The 15,613-nt window shown below is 63.4% G+C and carries 14 protein-coding genes; 4 read left to right on the top strand and 10 right to left on the bottom strand.

Going from position 1 to position 15,613, the window contains the following annotated elements; all coding sequences use genetic code 11:
• Positions 1 to 427: 427 nt before the first annotated feature.
• From ACTJLC_RS09760 to dapA, 7 genes are all read right to left on the bottom strand, one after another.
• Entirely contained in the window at positions 428 to 949 is a 522-nt protein-coding gene (locus tag ACTJLC_RS09760) for a winged helix-turn-helix transcriptional regulator (RefSeq protein WP_083081176.1), read from the bottom strand.
• A gap of 264 nt (positions 950 to 1,213) precedes the next feature.
• Complete coding sequence (locus ACTJLC_RS09755; RefSeq protein WP_310318422.1) at positions 1,214 to 1,933, bottom strand: hypothetical protein; 720 nt, start codon at positions 1,931 to 1,933, stop codon at positions 1,214 to 1,216.
• A 107-nt stretch (positions 1,934 to 2,040) separates the two neighbouring features.
• Positions 2,041 to 3,585 (bottom strand): MFS transporter, encoded by a 1,545-nt coding sequence (locus tag ACTJLC_RS09750; protein WP_073427330.1) that lies wholly within the window; start codon positions 3,583 to 3,585, stop codon positions 2,041 to 2,043.
• A 538-nt stretch (positions 3,586 to 4,123) separates the two neighbouring features.
• A complete protein-coding gene (locus ACTJLC_RS09745; RefSeq protein WP_114164270.1) occupies positions 4,124 to 4,564 on the bottom strand; it encodes a bactofilin family protein in 441 nt (146 codons plus the stop codon).
• A 118-nt stretch (positions 4,565 to 4,682) separates the two neighbouring features.
• On the bottom strand, positions 4,683 to 5,078 hold the full coding sequence (locus ACTJLC_RS09740) for a hypothetical protein (RefSeq protein WP_310318419.1): 396 nt from the start codon (positions 5,076 to 5,078) through the stop codon (positions 4,683 to 4,685).
• Positions 5,071 to 6,018: a M23 family metallopeptidase gene (locus ACTJLC_RS09735; RefSeq protein WP_310318416.1), complete on the bottom strand. Its 948-nt coding sequence runs from the start codon at positions 6,016 to 6,018 to the stop codon at positions 5,071 to 5,073. Before ACTJLC_RS09735 ends, ACTJLC_RS09740 begins: the two co-directional genes overlap by 8 nt.
• Positions 6,019 to 6,261: 243 nt before the next feature.
• A complete protein-coding gene (gene dapA, locus ACTJLC_RS09730) occupies positions 6,262 to 7,161 on the bottom strand; it encodes a 4-hydroxy-tetrahydrodipicolinate synthase (RefSeq protein ID WP_310318413.1) in 900 nt (299 codons plus the stop codon).
• Positions 7,162 to 7,557: 396 nt separating this feature from the next.
• Between dapA and ACTJLC_RS09725 the strand changes: the two genes are divergently transcribed.
• The gene (locus tag ACTJLC_RS09725; RefSeq protein WP_073427326.1) at positions 7,558 to 8,850 is read left to right on the top strand and encodes an aspartate carbamoyltransferase; all 1,293 of its coding nucleotides are present in this window, start codon (positions 7,558 to 7,560) and stop codon (positions 8,848 to 8,850) included.
• Positions 8,851 to 8,957: 107 nt separating this feature from the next.
• On the opposite strand, the gene ACTJLC_RS09720 is transcribed toward ACTJLC_RS09725, so the two are convergent.
• Positions 8,958 to 9,734: an NAD(P)H-dependent oxidoreductase gene (locus ACTJLC_RS09720; protein ID WP_310318410.1), complete on the bottom strand. Its 777-nt coding sequence runs from the start codon at positions 9,732 to 9,734 to the stop codon at positions 8,958 to 8,960.
• A gap of 96 nt (positions 9,735 to 9,830) precedes the next feature.
• On the opposite strand from ACTJLC_RS09720, the gene ACTJLC_RS09715 reads away from it, so the two are divergent.
• Positions 9,831 to 10,724, top strand: a complete 894-nt coding sequence (locus tag ACTJLC_RS09715; RefSeq protein WP_374709889.1) for a LysR family transcriptional regulator — start codon at positions 9,831 to 9,833, stop codon at positions 10,722 to 10,724.
• A gap of 49 nt (positions 10,725 to 10,773) precedes the next feature.
• Here ACTJLC_RS09715 and ACTJLC_RS09710 read toward each other — a convergent pair whose 3' ends face one another.
• A complete protein-coding gene (locus ACTJLC_RS09710; RefSeq protein WP_114164267.1) occupies positions 10,774 to 11,955 on the bottom strand; it encodes an acyltransferase family protein in 1,182 nt (393 codons plus the stop codon).
• 152 nt (positions 11,956 to 12,107) lie between these two features.
• Complete coding sequence (locus ACTJLC_RS09705) at positions 12,108 to 12,992, bottom strand: aldo/keto reductase family oxidoreductase (protein WP_310318407.1); 885 nt, start codon at positions 12,990 to 12,992, stop codon at positions 12,108 to 12,110.
• A gap of 103 nt (positions 12,993 to 13,095) precedes the next feature.
• On the opposite strand from ACTJLC_RS09705, the gene ACTJLC_RS09700 reads away from it, so the two are divergent.
• Together ACTJLC_RS09700 and ACTJLC_RS09695 are read left to right on the top strand one after the other, a co-directional pair.
• Entirely contained in the window at positions 13,096 to 14,034 is a 939-nt protein-coding gene (locus ACTJLC_RS09700) for a LysR family transcriptional regulator (protein WP_114164266.1), read from the top strand.
• 278 nt (positions 14,035 to 14,312) lie between these two features.
• Positions 14,313 to 15,560 carry a sensor histidine kinase gene (locus ACTJLC_RS09695; protein ID WP_114164265.1) on the top strand — a complete coding sequence of 416 codons (1,248 nt, stop codon included), beginning with the start codon at positions 14,313 to 14,315 and terminating at the stop codon, positions 15,558 to 15,560.
• Positions 15,561 to 15,613 lie beyond the last annotated feature (53 nt).

Raw genomic sequence — 15,613 nt, 5'->3', positions numbered from 1 at the left:
CACAATATAGATGTTGAGGTTTCAACTTGCAACTATTTTAATCGACGTTCCTGCAAATACCTTTTTATCGAAAACCAGACTTCGATAGCTCCGTTTTTTCGGCTTCTGGTATGTAACTAGTTCATAGCGCGGAAATAATATTGAAGCAGCGAATCCGGTGCAATGGCGCCTTTATGCATGCGCGAATACCTGGCTACCCGGCCAGTGCAAAACGAGCGCACGCCAAAAACTCTCACTGGAAGAGTTTGGCGTTGCGAATAAATCTTCAAAGGTTGAAACGTCACCTACGCGACCGCAGCTCGTGCAACGCTGTCGGTGCGAGTTCGGACCGTGGTTATCGGCCGGGAACGTTGGGAAGAACTGTCATTCACCCGACGAGCGGCGATGACTCGAATGGACATCGCCAAAACCGCAATGAAGCGGATCGTCAGGCTGGATCTTTTTTACGGCGACCGTCGTTGACCTGCTGTGCGGACGACGGCCGGGGCGATGCGCGCAAACCACTGCTGATCTTTCTTACTTCGGCATCCTCCGGGCCCAGCAAACGCCCGTCTTGCGAACGAAGCTCGAGCCGTTTGACAGGCTGACCGAACTTGCGATCGACGAGGCGAACATCGAGTTCGGACGGCTCGAAGAAATGCTCCTCGCCCCACTGACGCAACGCCACCAGCAGTGGAAAGAGACCGAGCCCTTTCTTCGTGAGGACATACTTCTGATAGGCGCTGCCGTCGGAAGCCGGCGCCGTTTCCAGAATGCCGTGCTCAACGAGATTGCGCAGCCGCGTCGTCAGGATGTTCTTTGCAAGACCGAGACTCTTCTGGAATTCACCGAAGCGCTCGTAGCCATCGAAAGCATCGCGGATGATCAGGAGCGACCACCAGTCGCCTATGGCGTCCAGCGGGCGCGCGATGGGACAACCCGTTGCCTTGTGACTCGTTCGCTTCACCATCGCGGCCCTCCAGCTGCCTGACAAACTGGCCCGACCGATTACATAGACCTCAACGGCTACGTTCCCCGTCGAGCAGTCATTTACGCCCGTTAGAAGATGGCGCACGACGCGCGGACCACCCTCTTCGACAAGAACAGCCGTGTGAAACGTCGACACGGCTGGTTCCATTATAAAACTTCTTTTTACCGCCACAAGCGTTATCTAATGCTTCGTGGATAGATTCCCGCCCACGTTCGCTTCGCGATGCGCCTACTCGCGAGCCCGTCAATCGAAGCGAAACTCATCGAAGCGGATCCACACCAACAACTGATTGCGATCCGGCTGGCCGCCCTCACCTCGCGGATACGCACGTCGCTTCGACGGAAAGCGCAGGCCCTCCACTTCGACGAAATCGGACACGTAATGCGCGACCTGCGTGCCTCCCGAGACATCCAGGCGGTAGTCCTGGCGACGCAGCAGGTAGTCGGGTCCGAAGTAAAAGCGCTGAGCCGCACTGTGACTGGCGATCGTTTCCGGCAGCAACACGTCGAGGACGCGCCACACTTCACCGTCTTCGTACGACGGCGCACCCTCGGTGAGCTCGACACCCGGCTGCGCCAGCAGAAACGGTGTGGCGAGATAGGTCCAGAGCGCGTAGCCGTTGAAGTAGGCCTGGCGGGATGCGTCCCAATAGGAATGTGGACCGTAGCCCTTGAAAGCCGCGCGAGGATCGACGAGTTCCTGCACGATCTGTCGATCGCCGTCTTCGATGACGACCCGCTCCGGCGCGAACGTCATCGTTCGATCTGGCGCACCGTATGGCGCTATGCGAGTCCATTCGCTCGCCGTGCGAATCGTCACGTTGCCCCAGCCGTGGTTCTCGGCAATGCCCTTCGACGGCCAGAACGGTCCGCCCGTCGCGCTCTTTACACTCAACTGCGAATGCGAATGCCAGCGGTCGAGGCCGCCGTAGGCATCCAGCACGTGCTTCAGGAGATCGTTCATCGGCTGCTCCATCGCATTTTCGTTCGGTTCGCCTTCTTTTTCTCACGCCGCGCCGTGCGGCCGGACCGTCTTGCGCGGCGCGGGACCATGCCGTCCGTTTGCCGGTATCAGACGCTCGCGCGTTGCGCCGACCGCTGCGTGCCGAACAGCACCAGGCTGACCGCGCCCAGCGCCCACACCCCCAGCCCGCCATAGAGCATGACCCAGCCAAAGCCGTGCACCAGTGCGCCGTGCAGGACCGCGCCAGAGGGGTCCGCCTGCACGAGCGCGGGGAAGCGTTCAGTCAGCCCTTCCACGCTGCCGGCCGCGATGTGCTCGGCGAGCGACTGGCGCTGTGCCGCGTCGAACACGCTCGGCAGGACGTTCTTGAGGTAATCGCTGATGCCCGCCACCAGCACGAAGCCCATCACCGCGATATTGATGGCGAGACTGATCAACCGTGCGCTGATGTCCATTCCCGAGGCCATGCCGGCACGATTCGACGGCACCGAGCCCGTGGTGGTATTGGTGGTGGGCGTGTTGGTCAGGCCGAGTCCGATGCCCGCGAGCAGCGAGCCCGGCAGCATCGTGAAGCCGCTGGCATGTTCAGCGCTCGCGCCGAAACGCATCAGAATGAATCCGAGGCCGATCGTGAACATGCCGAGAGGAATGATGACGCCCGGCTGATAGCGATGCGATAGCCGCTCGGCGACAGGCGGAATGACGAGCGTCGGCAGTGTATAGGCCAGCAACGAGAGGCCTGCCGCGACGATGTCGTAGTGCAGCGCGCCCTGGTAGAAGATCGGCAGGAAAATAATGAACGGCCAGAAGCTGAAGTTCATGCCGATCGAACCCATGATCGCACCGGAAAACTTGCGGATTCGAAAGACCGAGAAGTCGAACATGGGATGCGCGTTCACTCGCTCGGCCACGAGAAACAGAACGAAGCTCAAGATCGTAGCCGCAATGATGTACAGCGAGCCGCGGCTCGTGAAGCCCTGCTCCGAGCCTTGCGTGATGTACCAGGTGAGCCCGAAGACGGCGAGCGAGAGCGTGACGATGCCGGCGAGGTCGAGCTTGCGCGCGTCCGGATCGCGCGACTCCTCTATGCTACCGATCGCCAGGAAGAACGTCAGAATGGCTAACGGAACGTGGACGAGGAACACCCACTTCCAGCCAGCCAACTCGGCGATCACGCCACCGATGATCGGGCCGAAACCGAGCCCGAAACCGAGAAAAATGCCCCAGATACCGAACGCCTTGATGCGTTCGTGGCCTTCCTTGAACTGGTTGGAAAGAATGGCGATCAGGCATATGAACATCGAGCCGCCGCCCATGCCTTGCACGAAACGGCTCGCGATGAGCAGCGGGGCGCTCTGCGTGAGCCCGCAGATCAGCGACGCCACGCCGAACACCACGAGGCTGGTCATGAAGAGAAGCTTTCTTCCGTAGCGGTCAGCGAGTGTGCCGGCCGCCATCAACACGGTGGTACACGCGATCGTGTACGCGTTCATGATCCACTGAATGTCGCGGAAGTCCGCATGCAGCAGCCTTTCGAGCGTCGGCAGGATAACGGGGACGCTGGAGATTTCCAGCGCGAACATGAGCTGGGCGAGACAAATCGCGGCGAGGGCAATCGTGTTTCGACCAGAGCGGGCGTATGAGATGTCCATTGTCACTCTTCCAAATCCGATGTTTGACGAACGCGCCGCCAGTCGGATATCCCGGGTCAAGAAGAGCCGGCTGGACAGGCGGTTCGAGCGGGAACCAGATGGCGGCACTACCGGCCAAATGGTTTTAATGTGCAACCACTCGGATCGTAGGCAATTTGGTATCGAAATGCAACTAGTTTCGTAAGGCTGTCGAAATCGAGGCTCCGCCTCTCCGGCGGGAATGTCATCGGGACACTGACCCGGCATCGATCCGGAGGATTTCTTCCTGCGTCGCTTCGGTGCGGCCTGTGCCGATCACGACGATGTCGACCTTTCTGTCATGCGAGGTCGCTGATGTTCTGGAGGGTGAAGGTGCGCGCGGCTTGCTTGGCCAAACAAGCGGGCAAACAAGGGCGAATGAGTGAGGTGAATAGCCTGCGAATGCGGCGAAGCGCTCGGCCACGACAACTTCGCGCGACGCCAGTCGCAGCCGGCTCGGTTCGAAGCGCTTCGCGACCGCCAAGCCGCGCGGGCTTGGTTCGAAGCGCCTCGCGGCCGCCTAGCCCGCCTTGCGGTCCTCGCGCTCCTCATACGGCGTGTCCGTCACCGCCACCAGCAGCGGCGCCGCATGCGCGGTTTCGCGCTTGGTGAGCTTGCCGTCCACCGAGGCGCCGCAATCCATCCGCAATTGCTGGTAATAGATGTTGCCCGTCACGTGCGCGTTGCTTTGCAACTCGACGAAGTGATCGGCAATCACGTCTCCGACGATCCGGCCGTTGATCACCACGTCATAACCGTGCACGTTGCCCTCGACGGAGCCGCGGTCGCTCAATACCAGCAGCGTCTGACTGCCCGGCTCGCCGCTGACGTTGCCCTTCACGTGACCGTCCATGCGCAGGCCGTCGCTGAACTGCAGGTCGCCCACGATGCGCACGTCGTGAGCGACGAGGGTGGCGAGTTTGGATTGCTGGATACCGGGGGTTTTTTTCTTGCCGAACATAAAGATCTCTCGGGAATGGAAATGGTTGTCGCGTGATGTCCCACGCGACGAGCGGGGGTGGGCTTGCTTGTCCGGCGCTTGCGTCAGGCGCGGTTGCCGGGTTGCTGCGTGAGCGTGCTCAGCGGCTCGACGCCGTTGCAGAAGCGGCTTTCGTCTTGCCCCGCCCTTGCAGAAACTGCAGTTGGCCGGTCAAACGCGCGACTTCGGCAGCCGCGCTGTCGGCGGTTTTCTGCACGGCGCCGCGCGCCGCTGTTTCCTGTGCCAGCGCAAGGCGTGTGCGCTCGAGTTCCGCCTGCACGACATCCGGCGGAACGGGCGCCGCATGGCACGAGTCCGCAAGCACTCCGGCGCGCTGCGCTTGCCAGGCCATCAGGGCCGTTGCGCCGACCGCGGCGCTGGCCGCGCACGCGGCTAGCCACAGCATCACGCGAACGCCGAGCGAACGCGCGGGCTGCAATGTGTAGGCGCGCTGGGTGAGGCCGATCGCATTACGGGAGAAACGCCGCTCATCCATGACGTGCGGGTGCGAAGAGCGCGAGGTAGGCGGCCGGATCGACGTGCACGCCGTTGACCAGCACCTCGAAGTGCAGATGCGGACCGGTGGAACGCCCGGTCGAACCGACGTCGGCGACATGCTGGCGCGGCAGTACGAGATCGCCTGCATGCACAAGAATGCGCGACGCGTGGCCATAGCGTGTCATGAAACCATTGCCATGATCGATTTCGACCACCTTGCCATAACCCGACTTTTCGCCGGCGAAGATCACGCGGCCGCCGGCCGCCGCCAGAATCGGCGTACCGGTTGACGCGACCAGATCGATGCCGGAATGAAAGCTCAAACGACGCGTGAACGGATCAGCACGATTGCCGAACGGTGAGCCGAAGCGCGCGCCGTCGGCAGGCATGCGGCCGGGAAACGCGTTATAGGCCATCTGGAGGCCGGCGCTCTCCCGTTCCAATGACGACAGCACCGCCGAGATGCAGTCCAGTTGTTGCCGGGTGCGCGCGGGGTCGGTGCGATCGCCGGGCTGCGCGCTCACGTCGACGCAGCGGCGCGGCGGCAATAAAGGACCGCCCTCGCTATCGCCAGCCAGGTCTTCAGCGCCAGCCGGCATGGCCGGCGCGCGTGGCGACCGCCTGGGTGTATTCAGACGCGACTCGAAATCGTGCAGCGCGCCGATCTGCGCGGTCAGGCGCGCAATACGCGGTTCGATCTGCGCCACCGACGCGTTCAACTTGCCGAGTTCACCGATCGTATAGTCGCGCTCGACACGGCCCGAGTCGGGATTGCCGGATGCTTCGGCCGGCCAGTGCAAGCCGATCGCGATGCCGGCGGCGAGCGCCAGCGCCGCCGTGCCGAGGGCTGCGCTGGCGGCGATGATCACAGCGGTGCGGCGGGTAACAAAGCTGATAGAGCCGCTGCTCAGGCGGCCAGAAAAAAGGACGGAGGACATCAGCGGCCCCACACGCACGGCGAGCGACGACGCGCGGAGCGCGGATGGCACGGATTGAGCGCTGTTTTCAAATAGGACAAGACATCGGCAAACGGAACTAACAGGGATAACTGCATAAGGCGTGCACCGGACGAACCCGGTGATAATCGTGAAAAAAGTGTCGCAATTATCACCTGGCATGCCGAATGATCATCTCGGAATATTCCGAACCTGCCCAATGTGGTGCAAGCACATGTAAATTCTTCACGCCGAGGTGAGATCACCATCCAGCGCGAGCAACCGCGCGACCAGCGCGTCGCCAGCGCGCGTCATCGGCATGCGCAATTCGTCGCGTATCAGCCCTTGGGCGGCCAGCAGCGCCTTCACCGGCGCCGGATTCGGTTCCGCGAACAGCGCCTCCATCAGCGGCGCGAGCGCGTGAAAAATGCGCCGCGCTTCATCGAGGCGGCCCGCCGCGAGCGCGCGATACAGCGCGACAAACCGCTCGGGGCGCACATGCGCCGACGCGGCTATCGCCCCGCTGCCGCCCAGACACAAGGTGTTGAAGAGATTCATGTCCTCGCCGGCGAGCACCCGCAAACGGCCGTCCCGAATCAGCGCTAGCGTGGTGTCGAGCGAGCCGGCGCAATCCTTGATTGCGTGAATCCGTGGATGCGCGGCGAGCGTCAGCAGCGTGCCGAGTTCCATGCGCACGCCGGTTCGATAGGGAATGTCGTAGAGCACGACAGGCTTCTCGCTGGCATCGGCAAGCGCCGTGAAATGGCCGACGATGCCCGCCTGCGACGGCCGGATGTAATACGGCGCGGCCATCAGCACGCCGGCAATCGGCAGCGGGTTCAGTTGCTCGATGCGCTCGCGCATGCTCGTCGTGTGATTGCCCGATACGCCGACCAGCACCGGCAGTGCCCGCGCATCGCATGCGTCGCGGGCGGCGGCGTTCGCTTCGTCGAGAATCGTCGCCAGCACGGCGTCCTGTTCGGCGGCGTCGAGCGCGGCCGGCTCGCCGGTCGTTCCCAGCGCGACCAGCCCGGCGATGCCCGCGTCGGCGTAACGGCGCACCAACGCACGCAACGCGGCGTGATCGACTTCGCCGTCGGCGAAAGGCGTGATGAGCGGAACCCAGATACCCGAAAAAATAGACATGTCTTTACCTCGATGACGACCGTATCGATTCCGTACAGCGGTGCGAGGGAGCAAAGACAGGAAATGCCGCAGGCGGGCGTTGACCGGCTGTTCCGTCGCACATCTGACGGAACAGCGTGCTCCGGTCAGATGAGCGGCTGTTTTTTGGCTTTGGCGCTAACGCTTGAAAGGCCCGCGCGGTTCGCGCGTGCAACCACGGCGCTCGCGAAAGCGAGGCGTGCGGCGATTGACGGACGGAGTCGGAGCGTTTGGCCGGAATGCATGAAGCGCAGTGTAACCGCGTCCGGCGCTGCCTGGCAAAGCCATCGCAAAATGACTTGACTTCTGACGCCGGGAAACTAATATACGCACCGCGTACATCGCCCGTACACTTCCTCCCTTCCGACAGGTGCCCGCATGAGCGTCCCGCAACAAGCCTTCCTACGCGATGCGATGCGTCGCCTGAACATGACCCGCGACACCTTCGCCGGCCGCATCGGCGTATCGCGCCGGGCGCTCGACACCTGGCTCCTGCCGGACGACTCGCAGGAATCGCGGGCCATGCCGGAGATCGTGGAGCGCTTCGTGTCGGAGATCGTCGTGCACGGCGAGCCGGGCGAAAAATATACGCAAAGCGTAGACTCACAGTCGCTCGCGAGTCAGATGCTGTTCGAGGGCAAGCCGCAACTGCTGTCGGTCGATCAGTTCTCGCGCGACTCGGTCGAGGCGCTGTTTCGTGTGGCCGACATCATGCAGCCGATCGCGCGGCGCCGAAAAATCTCGCGTGTGCTGGAAGGCGCCGTGCTCGGCAATCTGTTTTTCGAGGCCAGCACGCGCACGCGTGTGAGCTTCGGTGCGGCGTTCTGCCGGCTGGGCGGCTCGGTGTGCGACACGACCGGCTTCACGTTTTCGTCGATGGCCAAGGGCGAATCGATCTACGACACGAGCCGCGTGATGAGCGGCTACGTGGACGCGCTGGTGATCCGCCATCCGGAACAAGGCTCGGTGGCCGAATTCGCGCGCGCCACCAACGTGCCGGTGATCAACGGCGGCGACGGCCCCGGCGAGCACCCGAGCCAGGCGCTGCTCGATCTCTACACCATCCAGCGCGAGTTTTCGCGGCTCGGCAAGATCGTCGACGGCGCGCATATCGCGCTGGTGGGCGACCTGAAGTACGGGCGCACGGTGCACTCGCTGGTCAAGCTGCTGGCGCTGTATCGCGGCATCAAGTTCACGCTGGTCTCGCCGCCCATGCTCGAGATGCCGGGCTACATCATCGAGCAGATTTCGCGCAACGGCCACGTGATCGAGCAGACCAGCGATCTGCCCAACGGCCTGCGCGGCGCGGACGTGGTGTACGCCACGCGCATTCAGAAAGAGCGTTTCACCGACGAATCGTTCGAGGGCTATACGCCGGATTTCCAGATCAATCAGGCGCTGGTGGACAGCGTGTGCGGCACCGATACGCTGATCATGCACCCGCTGCCGCGCGACAGCCGGCCGGGCGCGAACGACCTGAGCGTCGATCTGAATCACGATTCACGGCTGGCGATTTTCCGGCAGACCGACAACGGCATTCCGGTGCGGATGGCGATTTTCGCGGTGCTGCTGGGCGTCGAAAAGCTGGTCCAGCATTCGATGCGCGACGCCGCATGGCGCCCGCCCGCGTATCTCGGCCCGGACGACGCCGTGTTTCACGGCATCGATTGATACGGCAGAGCGCATGTCGCAGGCGGCGAGCGTGAACCGCGCATCGCGAACGGTGCGACGCTCCGGTTGCGCTTGAGCGCCCCGACAAGAAGCGACACCTGTCACGTTCAGGCGACATGGGCCGCGAAACCGGTCTGTCCCGGCGCAATCTCGTCCCGCAGCGTCAGCGCCGGAATCCTGTACGCGCCGCCGTTCTGTGGCCGGAACGGTATCGGCGCGGTTGTGCCCAATGCGTCCAGACGTTGGCCGAGCGCATCGCGCGCTTCTGCGTATTTCGCTTCGTCGATCCGGCTCGTCCGATAGATCACGAATGGCGGCAACACGTCGAAGCCGGGGTAATACAGAATGCCGTGCTGAATCGGAAACAAGATATCGTCGATCGGACCATTGATGCCGCGCGGACCATAATGCGACTCCCATCCGCCCGTCGTGACGACCAGCATCGCGCGCTTTCCCGCCAGCGTGCCTTCGCCGTAGCGTTCGCCCCAGCGCGTGTCGGAGTGCTCCCCCACCCCATACGCGAAGCCGTATGCATAGACGCGCTCCACCCAGCCCTTGAGAATCGCCGGCATCGAAAACCACCACAGCGGAAACTGCAGGATGACGGCATCGGCCCATCTGAGCTTTTCCTGTTCGAGCGCGATGTCCTGACTCTGCGAGCCATTCTCGAACGCATGCTTCGAGTCGAGCGATGGATCGAAACGTGCGCCGGTCTGCCTGCCGGGAAAATCGTCCGCATCGAGCGACGCTTTCCAGTTCATCGCATACAAATCGGATACCTGCACGACGTGCCCCGCACGCTCGAGACGTTTGACCGAAAAGTCCTTGAGCGACCCATTCAACGATTTGGGTTCGGGGTGAGCGTAGACAATAAGAACATTCATGATCGTGGCCTTCATTGCTGATCGTGGTGAGAAGCAAACACGATAGTTCCCGCCACGGTATATTGGAAATGAATTACCGATATTGCAGGTATTGCAATGAATAATCTCAGAAGGCTCGACCTCAACCTGCTGGTCACGCTCGACGTGTTGCTCTCCGAGCACAACGTCACCCGCGCGGCGGAACGTCTGAACTTCTCGCAGCCGTCGGTCAGCGTGCATCTCGCCAAACTCAGGGATGTCCTCGGCGACCCGCTGTTGCTGCCGGGACCGCGCGGCATGCGGCCCACGGCGCGAGCCGAGGCGCTGCGCGAACCCTTGCGGCAAGCGCTGGAGGCGCTCGAACGCGCGGTGGCGCCCGCCAGGCCTTTCGATCCCGCCGAGGCGACCCACACGTGGCGCCTCGCCGCCACCGACTACGCCGAATCGACCATCGTCCTGCCCGCGTTGGCCGGCCTGCGGGCGGCCGCCCCCGGCACGCGTCTCGCGGTCGTGGAAGCTGTCCCGCCGCGCATCGCGAGGCAAGCGGAACAGGGCGAGATCGACCTCGCATTCCATACGAGCGAAGGGTCGCCCGCCGGGCTGCGAAGACGCGTGCTCTTCGCGGAGCGGTATGTGCTCGCGGGCCGCGCCGGCCACCCGCGCTTGAAGCGCCGGCCGACGCTCGCGCAGTTCCGCAAGCTGGAGCATGTGATCGTGTCGCCGGATGGCGGCGGCTTCGTCGGCATCACGGACCAGGTGCTTGCAAAGGCCGGCCTCACGCGCAAGGTCGTGCTGTCGGTGCCGCACTTCCTGTTCGCGATCTCCGCGCTGGCGAGCACGGACCTCGTGGCGATGGTGCCCGCGCGGCTGGTACGCGGCACCGGCGCGCTGCGAACCGTCGAGCCGCCCGTGGAAGTGCCGGGCTATGAGATGGCGATGCTATGGCATGAGCGCGCGCATCGCGACCCGGCGCATCAATGGCTGCGGGAACACATCGCGGCCTCGGTTTGAGAGCGCGCCACGCACGGCGTGTCAGCCAGCGCGCCGCCCTTCGATCGGATCAACCGGAGTCCATTCCGTGCGTCGGTCGAGCCACGGACTGCCCCGGCTTGCCGACGGAAAGCGGTGTCATCACCCTCGCGAGGCGCGCCTTGAGGCGCCTGCGCATCGGCTCTTCGTATAGTTTGAAGCAGAGCAGGCTCGCCACGATGCAGAACACGATCACCATCCAGCCGTTCGACGGTCCGAATCCAAGCATCAGCGACCAGAGCGCGAGGGGCATGTGAATGAGATACAGCGAATAGCTCGCGTCGCCCAGCCGAACGAGCGGCCGCCAGTTCAATAGGCCCACGACCGGCCGCTCCAGCAACGCGAGGCCGAGTATCAGCGCGGCGAACAACGGCGCGTCGAGAAAAAATGACGGCGCCGCCGGCCGCCATGCGCTGAGCCCCGTCAAGGCAAACGATGCCACGCCGATCAGCACCACGCCTCTACCGTGTTGCGACGTGCCGCTCGCCCGAAGCCGCAAATAGAAAATGGCCGCGGCGATCCCCATGACAAACTCGGAGAGCCGCGACAATGGCATCGAGTAGATCATCGCGCCGCTGCGCGAGACCGGCATATAGGCATGCAGAAGCGCGATCCACACGCCCGTCGCGAGCCACAGCGCGAGCGAGACAAGCGCGATCCGCGCTGCGCGCATGCGCGTGATCCGGCGCAGCAGAAACGGGAACAGCAGATAAAAGAACACCTCGCAGGAGACGCTGTCGGACGGCCCGTTCCACGGCTGCTTGATCGCCGAAAACGGAAACCAGCCGTTGATCAGCAGTAACTGGCATACGAGGCTAACGACGAGCGCCGGATAGACCGCTTCCTTGATTGCATACCACTTCAGCATCAGGGAGGCGTCGCCGGTATAAAGAAGATAGGCCACCACGGGAACGCACAGCAGCAGACCGAGCAGGATCATCGGATAGATCCGCGCGATCCGCGCTTCGTAGAACGTGCGCACGCCGCCGTGCCCGAGTTTGTCGCGATACGTGAAGGTGAGAATGAAGCCCGACAGCACGAAGAACAACGACACCGCCGAACGGCCGCCGTCGATGAAATCGAATATCGCCGACGGCAACGGCAGCAGATTGTTTTCCGAGTAGTGAGAGACGACGACCGCGAATGCCGCGATGAACCGGATACTCGTCAATGCGGGAAACGCACTGCCCGACTGATTTGAGTCCATCGCCATAGACCTCGCCTCCCGATTGCGCGCAACTCAATTTACCATTCGCAGCCGGGAAAACTCAGGCGCCGCCAAGTCATTCTTGCAGCAATGGCGGTAACGCCTGGTAGTTTGGCGTGACGCGGCTATCGGCGTGCGTCGGACTTCGCGCGGCGCGATTACGCTTTGTGGTCGGCTTTGCCGATTGCATCGAGTTCCGCATACACGTCATCGGTCAAACGCAATTGCGCGGCCTGCAGGTTTTCGTGCAAATGCTGGACCGACGACGTGCCTGGAATCAACAGAATGTTGGGCGCGCGATGCAGAAGCCATGCGAGCGCGGCCTGCATCGGCGTCGCGCCGATCGCTTGCGCGATGCCGGACAACGCCGACGATTGAATCGGCGTGAAGCCGCCCAGCGGGAAGAACGGCACGTAAGCGATCTCCTTGCCCGCCAGATCGTCGATCAGCGCATCGTCCTCACGATGAACCAGGTTGTACTGGTTCTGCACGCAGACGACCTCCGCGATCCGCCGCGCCTCGTCGATCTGTGCGGCGGTCACGTTGCTCAAACCGATATGGCGAATGAGCCCCCGCTGTTGAAGCTCGGCGAGCGCCGTCACCTGCTTTTCGATCGAGCCTTCGGCGGGAGCGTGCACGCTGCCCATGATCCGCATATTGACGACGTCGAGCACGTCGAGCCCGAGGTTGTGCAGATTGTCGTACACCCCGCGCTCGATATCTTGCGGCTCGGACGCCGGCAGCCACGCGCCGTCGCTGCCACGCACCGCGCCCACCTTCGTGACGATCGTCAGGTTGTCCGGGTAGGGATGCAGCGCTTCGCGAATCAACTGGTTGGTGATGTGCGGTCCATAAAAGTCGCTGGTATCGATGTGATCGACGCCCGACGCCACGGCTTCGCGCAGTACCGCGAGCGCCGCGTCGCGATCTTTCGGCGGCCCGAAGACGCCGGGCCCGGCAAGTTGCATCGCGCCGTACCCCATGCGCCGCACGGGTCGGCCGGCAAGCGAAAAGGTGCGGGTGGCGGAAGTGAAATTCGGCATGGCGCTCTCCTTGATGAACGATTGAGCGGCAGTATGAGCCGGTTGCGTTGTTAGATAAATCGGCTTAACGTGCACGGGTTGTTTAAAAATATGCACAATCGCCATGGAACTGAACGACCTTGCCGCCTTCGTTTCAGTCGCCCGCGCCGGCGGCTTTCGCGACGCCGCGCGCAGCAGCGGCGTGTCGGCATCGAGTCTGAGCGTCGCCGTGCGCCGTCTCGAGTCGAAGCTCGGCCTGCGCCTGCTGAACCGCACCACGCGCAGCGTGGCCCCGACCGAAGCCGGCCTTCGTCTCATCGAAAAGCTGACGCCCCTGTTCAGCGAAATGGAAGCCGCGCTCGACGTTCTGAACGGCTTCAGGGACAAGCCCACCGGCACGCTCAAGCTCAACGTTCCGCTGAGCGCGGCGCGCATCGACTTGCCCGAGGTCATCGCGCCGTTCCTGAAGGCGTACCCCGACATTCGCGTGGAAGTCGTGGTGGAAGACGGCTTCGTCGACGTACTCTCGATCGGCTGCGACGCCGGCATTCGCTACGACGAGCGGCTCGAACAGGACATGATCGCGGTGCCGATCGGACCACGCGCGCAGCGCTTCGCCACCGCCGCCGCGCCGGGCTATCTCGACGCGCACGGCCGGCCCGGGCACCCGCGCGAGCTGCTTTCGCATGCCTGCCTGCGCGTGCAATTCGCGGGAGGCGCCACGCCGGCGTGGTATTTCGAGCGCGACGGCGAAGTGCTGCAGTTGAATCCGTCGGGGCCGCTGCTCGTGCGCCCCAGCGCCGCGATCGACCTGGCGATCGATGCGGCCATCGCGGGCGTGGGCGTGATTCATCTGTTCGAGCACATGCTGCGCCCGCATCTCGACAGCGGGGCGCTGGAGCCGATGCTCGAGCCCTGGTGGCAACGCTTTTCGGGGCCCTTTCTGTACTATCCGGGGCGCCGTCATCTGCCCGCGCCGTTACGCGCGTTCGTGGATTTTCTAAAGGCGCGTGACGCCGACGCGCACGCGCCCGCGGTGATCCACGCTGCAAGGCGCGCTTGAGCTCGCCCATCGCGGGCGGCGGAGTCGAACCTCATCGCGGTTGCGTCACCGCCACGCGAGCGCTGTTCCGCGAACGCCCATTGCGGCGATAATGACGCCAATCATCGGCGGCGGCGACGCGCTCTCGAACACCGGAGCGCAGCGCCCGGCGGCCAGGCGCCCACTCATCCCAGCCGAAAGTGCTTGCTCGCGAGGCGTCATGACCCGCCTTCCGTTCGACGCGTCCGGTGTGGTTCGAGCATAGACAAGTAGTAGAAACCCGATCCCGATGCATCATCATGACCGACACACGCGTTAGCCCGCTGCACCAATTCGCCGACTTCGTTCGCTCGGAGCGGACCCGACTGACCGGGCAATGGATGAAAGCCGTGTTCGGCGACGCCGACCTGGTCGAAGCGGACAAACTCACTTATCAGCAACTTGCGGATCACCTGCCCGACATTCTCGACGGTCTGTGCACCGCGCTCGATCTCGAGGATCTCGAACGGGTCGAGCCGGCGATCGAACGCAATGCGAGACAACACGGCAAGGTCCGCTGGCGCCAGGGTTACCGGATCGAGGAACTCGTGCGTGAGCTCGATCTCTTCCACCAGGTGCTCGTGGAAGCGCTCGAACAATTCGCCGAGCGTGACAGCACGTTCACGCGCCGCCACGAAAGCCGCGCCCGTCGCCTGATTGCGGAGACGCTCAGCATGGTCACGCTCACGTCGATCCGCGAGGTGGTCAGCGAGCGCGACCGCAAGATCGACGAGTACACCGGCCGGCTCGAACGCGCGAACCACGAACTGACGCTGAAACAGCGGCTCGTCAGCGATCTTTATGAATCGAGGATGCAGATCACGCGTAGCGTGGTGCACGATCTGCGCAACTTCCTGAATGCGTTTTCGATCGCGCTGCAATTGATCGAACGCGCGCCCGCCAAGGCCGACACCGCGTTGGCGCTCGCCAATCGCCAGGCCGCCGACATGAAACAGCTCGTCGACCAGATGGTCGAGTACTCCGTCGTACTCGGCGACGGCGCGCCGCTCACCCTGGAGCAGGTCGAACTGCGCGAGCTTTACGACGAGCTCGCCGCCGCATCGCGCCCGGCGATCGAGGCCAAGGGGCTGGTGCTGCGCACATCGTTCGATCCGGCGCTGGGCGCGGTCACGTCCAATCGGCTCAAGCTGAAGCAGATCGCGGTCAACCTGTTGTCGAACGCGACCAAGTACACGACCTCGGGGCAAATCGAATTCAGCTTCGCGCTGGCCGGCGCCGATCACTGGTCGATTCGCGTGTCGGATACCGGCGTGGGCATCGCGCCTTCGGACAAGGACCGCGTATTCGACGAATTCGAACGCGCCGCGGGCGAGGACATTCCCGGCACGGGACTCGGGCTCGCGATCGTCAAGGAGCTGTGCCGCGTGCTGAACGGGCAGATCGATTTTGCGTCCCGCCAAGGCGTGGGCACCACGTTCGAAATCCGCTTCCCGTTGATGATCGTCGAGCCGCCGGTGGTGGATGCGCCAGCCGTCGATCCCCGGTAAAACCGCGGCGTTCATGCGGCCTGCAAGGTCCGGGATGCGTCGGCAAGTGTAAC

The organism is Paraburkholderia sp. 22099, assembly GCF_052045835.1.
GTDB classification, from domain to species: Bacteria; Pseudomonadota; Gammaproteobacteria; order Burkholderiales; family Burkholderiaceae; genus Paraburkholderia; species Paraburkholderia terricola.
This window is presented reverse-complemented; position numbering and strand designations above follow the sequence as displayed.

Excerpts from the sequence above, each read along its gene's own strand:
- ACTJLC_RS09715 (WP_374709889.1), top strand. The coding sequence starts at position 9,831 with ATGAATAATCTCAGAAGGCTCGACCTCAACCTGCTGGTCACGCTCGAC.
- ACTJLC_RS09755 (WP_310318422.1), bottom strand. The coding sequence starts at position 1,933 with ATGAACGATCTCCTGAAGCACGTGCTGGATGCCTACGGCGGCCTCGAC.
- ACTJLC_RS09735 (WP_310318416.1), bottom strand. The coding sequence starts at position 6,018 with ATGTCCTCCGTCCTTTTTTCTGGCCGCCTGAGCAGCGGCTCTATCAGC.
- ACTJLC_RS09720 (WP_310318410.1), bottom strand. The coding sequence starts at position 9,734 with ATGAATGTTCTTATTGTCTACGCTCACCCCGAACCCAAATCGTTGAAT.
- ACTJLC_RS09760 (WP_083081176.1), bottom strand. The coding sequence starts at position 949 with ATGGTGAAGCGAACGAGTCACAAGGCAACGGGTTGTCCCATCGCGCGC.
- ACTJLC_RS09740 (WP_310318419.1), bottom strand. The coding sequence starts at position 5,078 with ATGGATGAGCGGCGTTTCTCCCGTAATGCGATCGGCCTCACCCAGCGC.
- dapA (WP_310318413.1), bottom strand. The coding sequence starts at position 7,161 with ATGTCTATTTTTTCGGGTATCTGGGTTCCGCTCATCACGCCTTTCGCC.
- ACTJLC_RS09725 (WP_073427326.1), top strand. The coding sequence starts at position 7,558 with ATGAGCGTCCCGCAACAAGCCTTCCTACGCGATGCGATGCGTCGCCTG.
- ACTJLC_RS09695 (WP_114164265.1), top strand. The coding sequence starts at position 14,313 with ATGACCGACACACGCGTTAGCCCGCTGCACCAATTCGCCGACTTCGTT.
- ACTJLC_RS09745 (WP_114164270.1), bottom strand. The coding sequence starts at position 4,564 with ATGTTCGGCAAGAAAAAAACCCCCGGTATCCAGCAATCCAAACTCGCC.
- ACTJLC_RS09750 (WP_073427330.1), bottom strand. The coding sequence starts at position 3,585 with ATGGACATCTCATACGCCCGCTCTGGTCGAAACACGATTGCCCTCGCC.
- ACTJLC_RS09705 (WP_310318407.1), bottom strand. The coding sequence starts at position 12,992 with ATGCCGAATTTCACTTCCGCCACCCGCACCTTTTCGCTTGCCGGCCGA.
- ACTJLC_RS09710 (WP_114164267.1), bottom strand. The coding sequence starts at position 11,955 with ATGGCGATGGACTCAAATCAGTCGGGCAGTGCGTTTCCCGCATTGACG.
- ACTJLC_RS09700 (WP_114164266.1), top strand. The coding sequence starts at position 13,096 with ATGGAACTGAACGACCTTGCCGCCTTCGTTTCAGTCGCCCGCGCCGGC.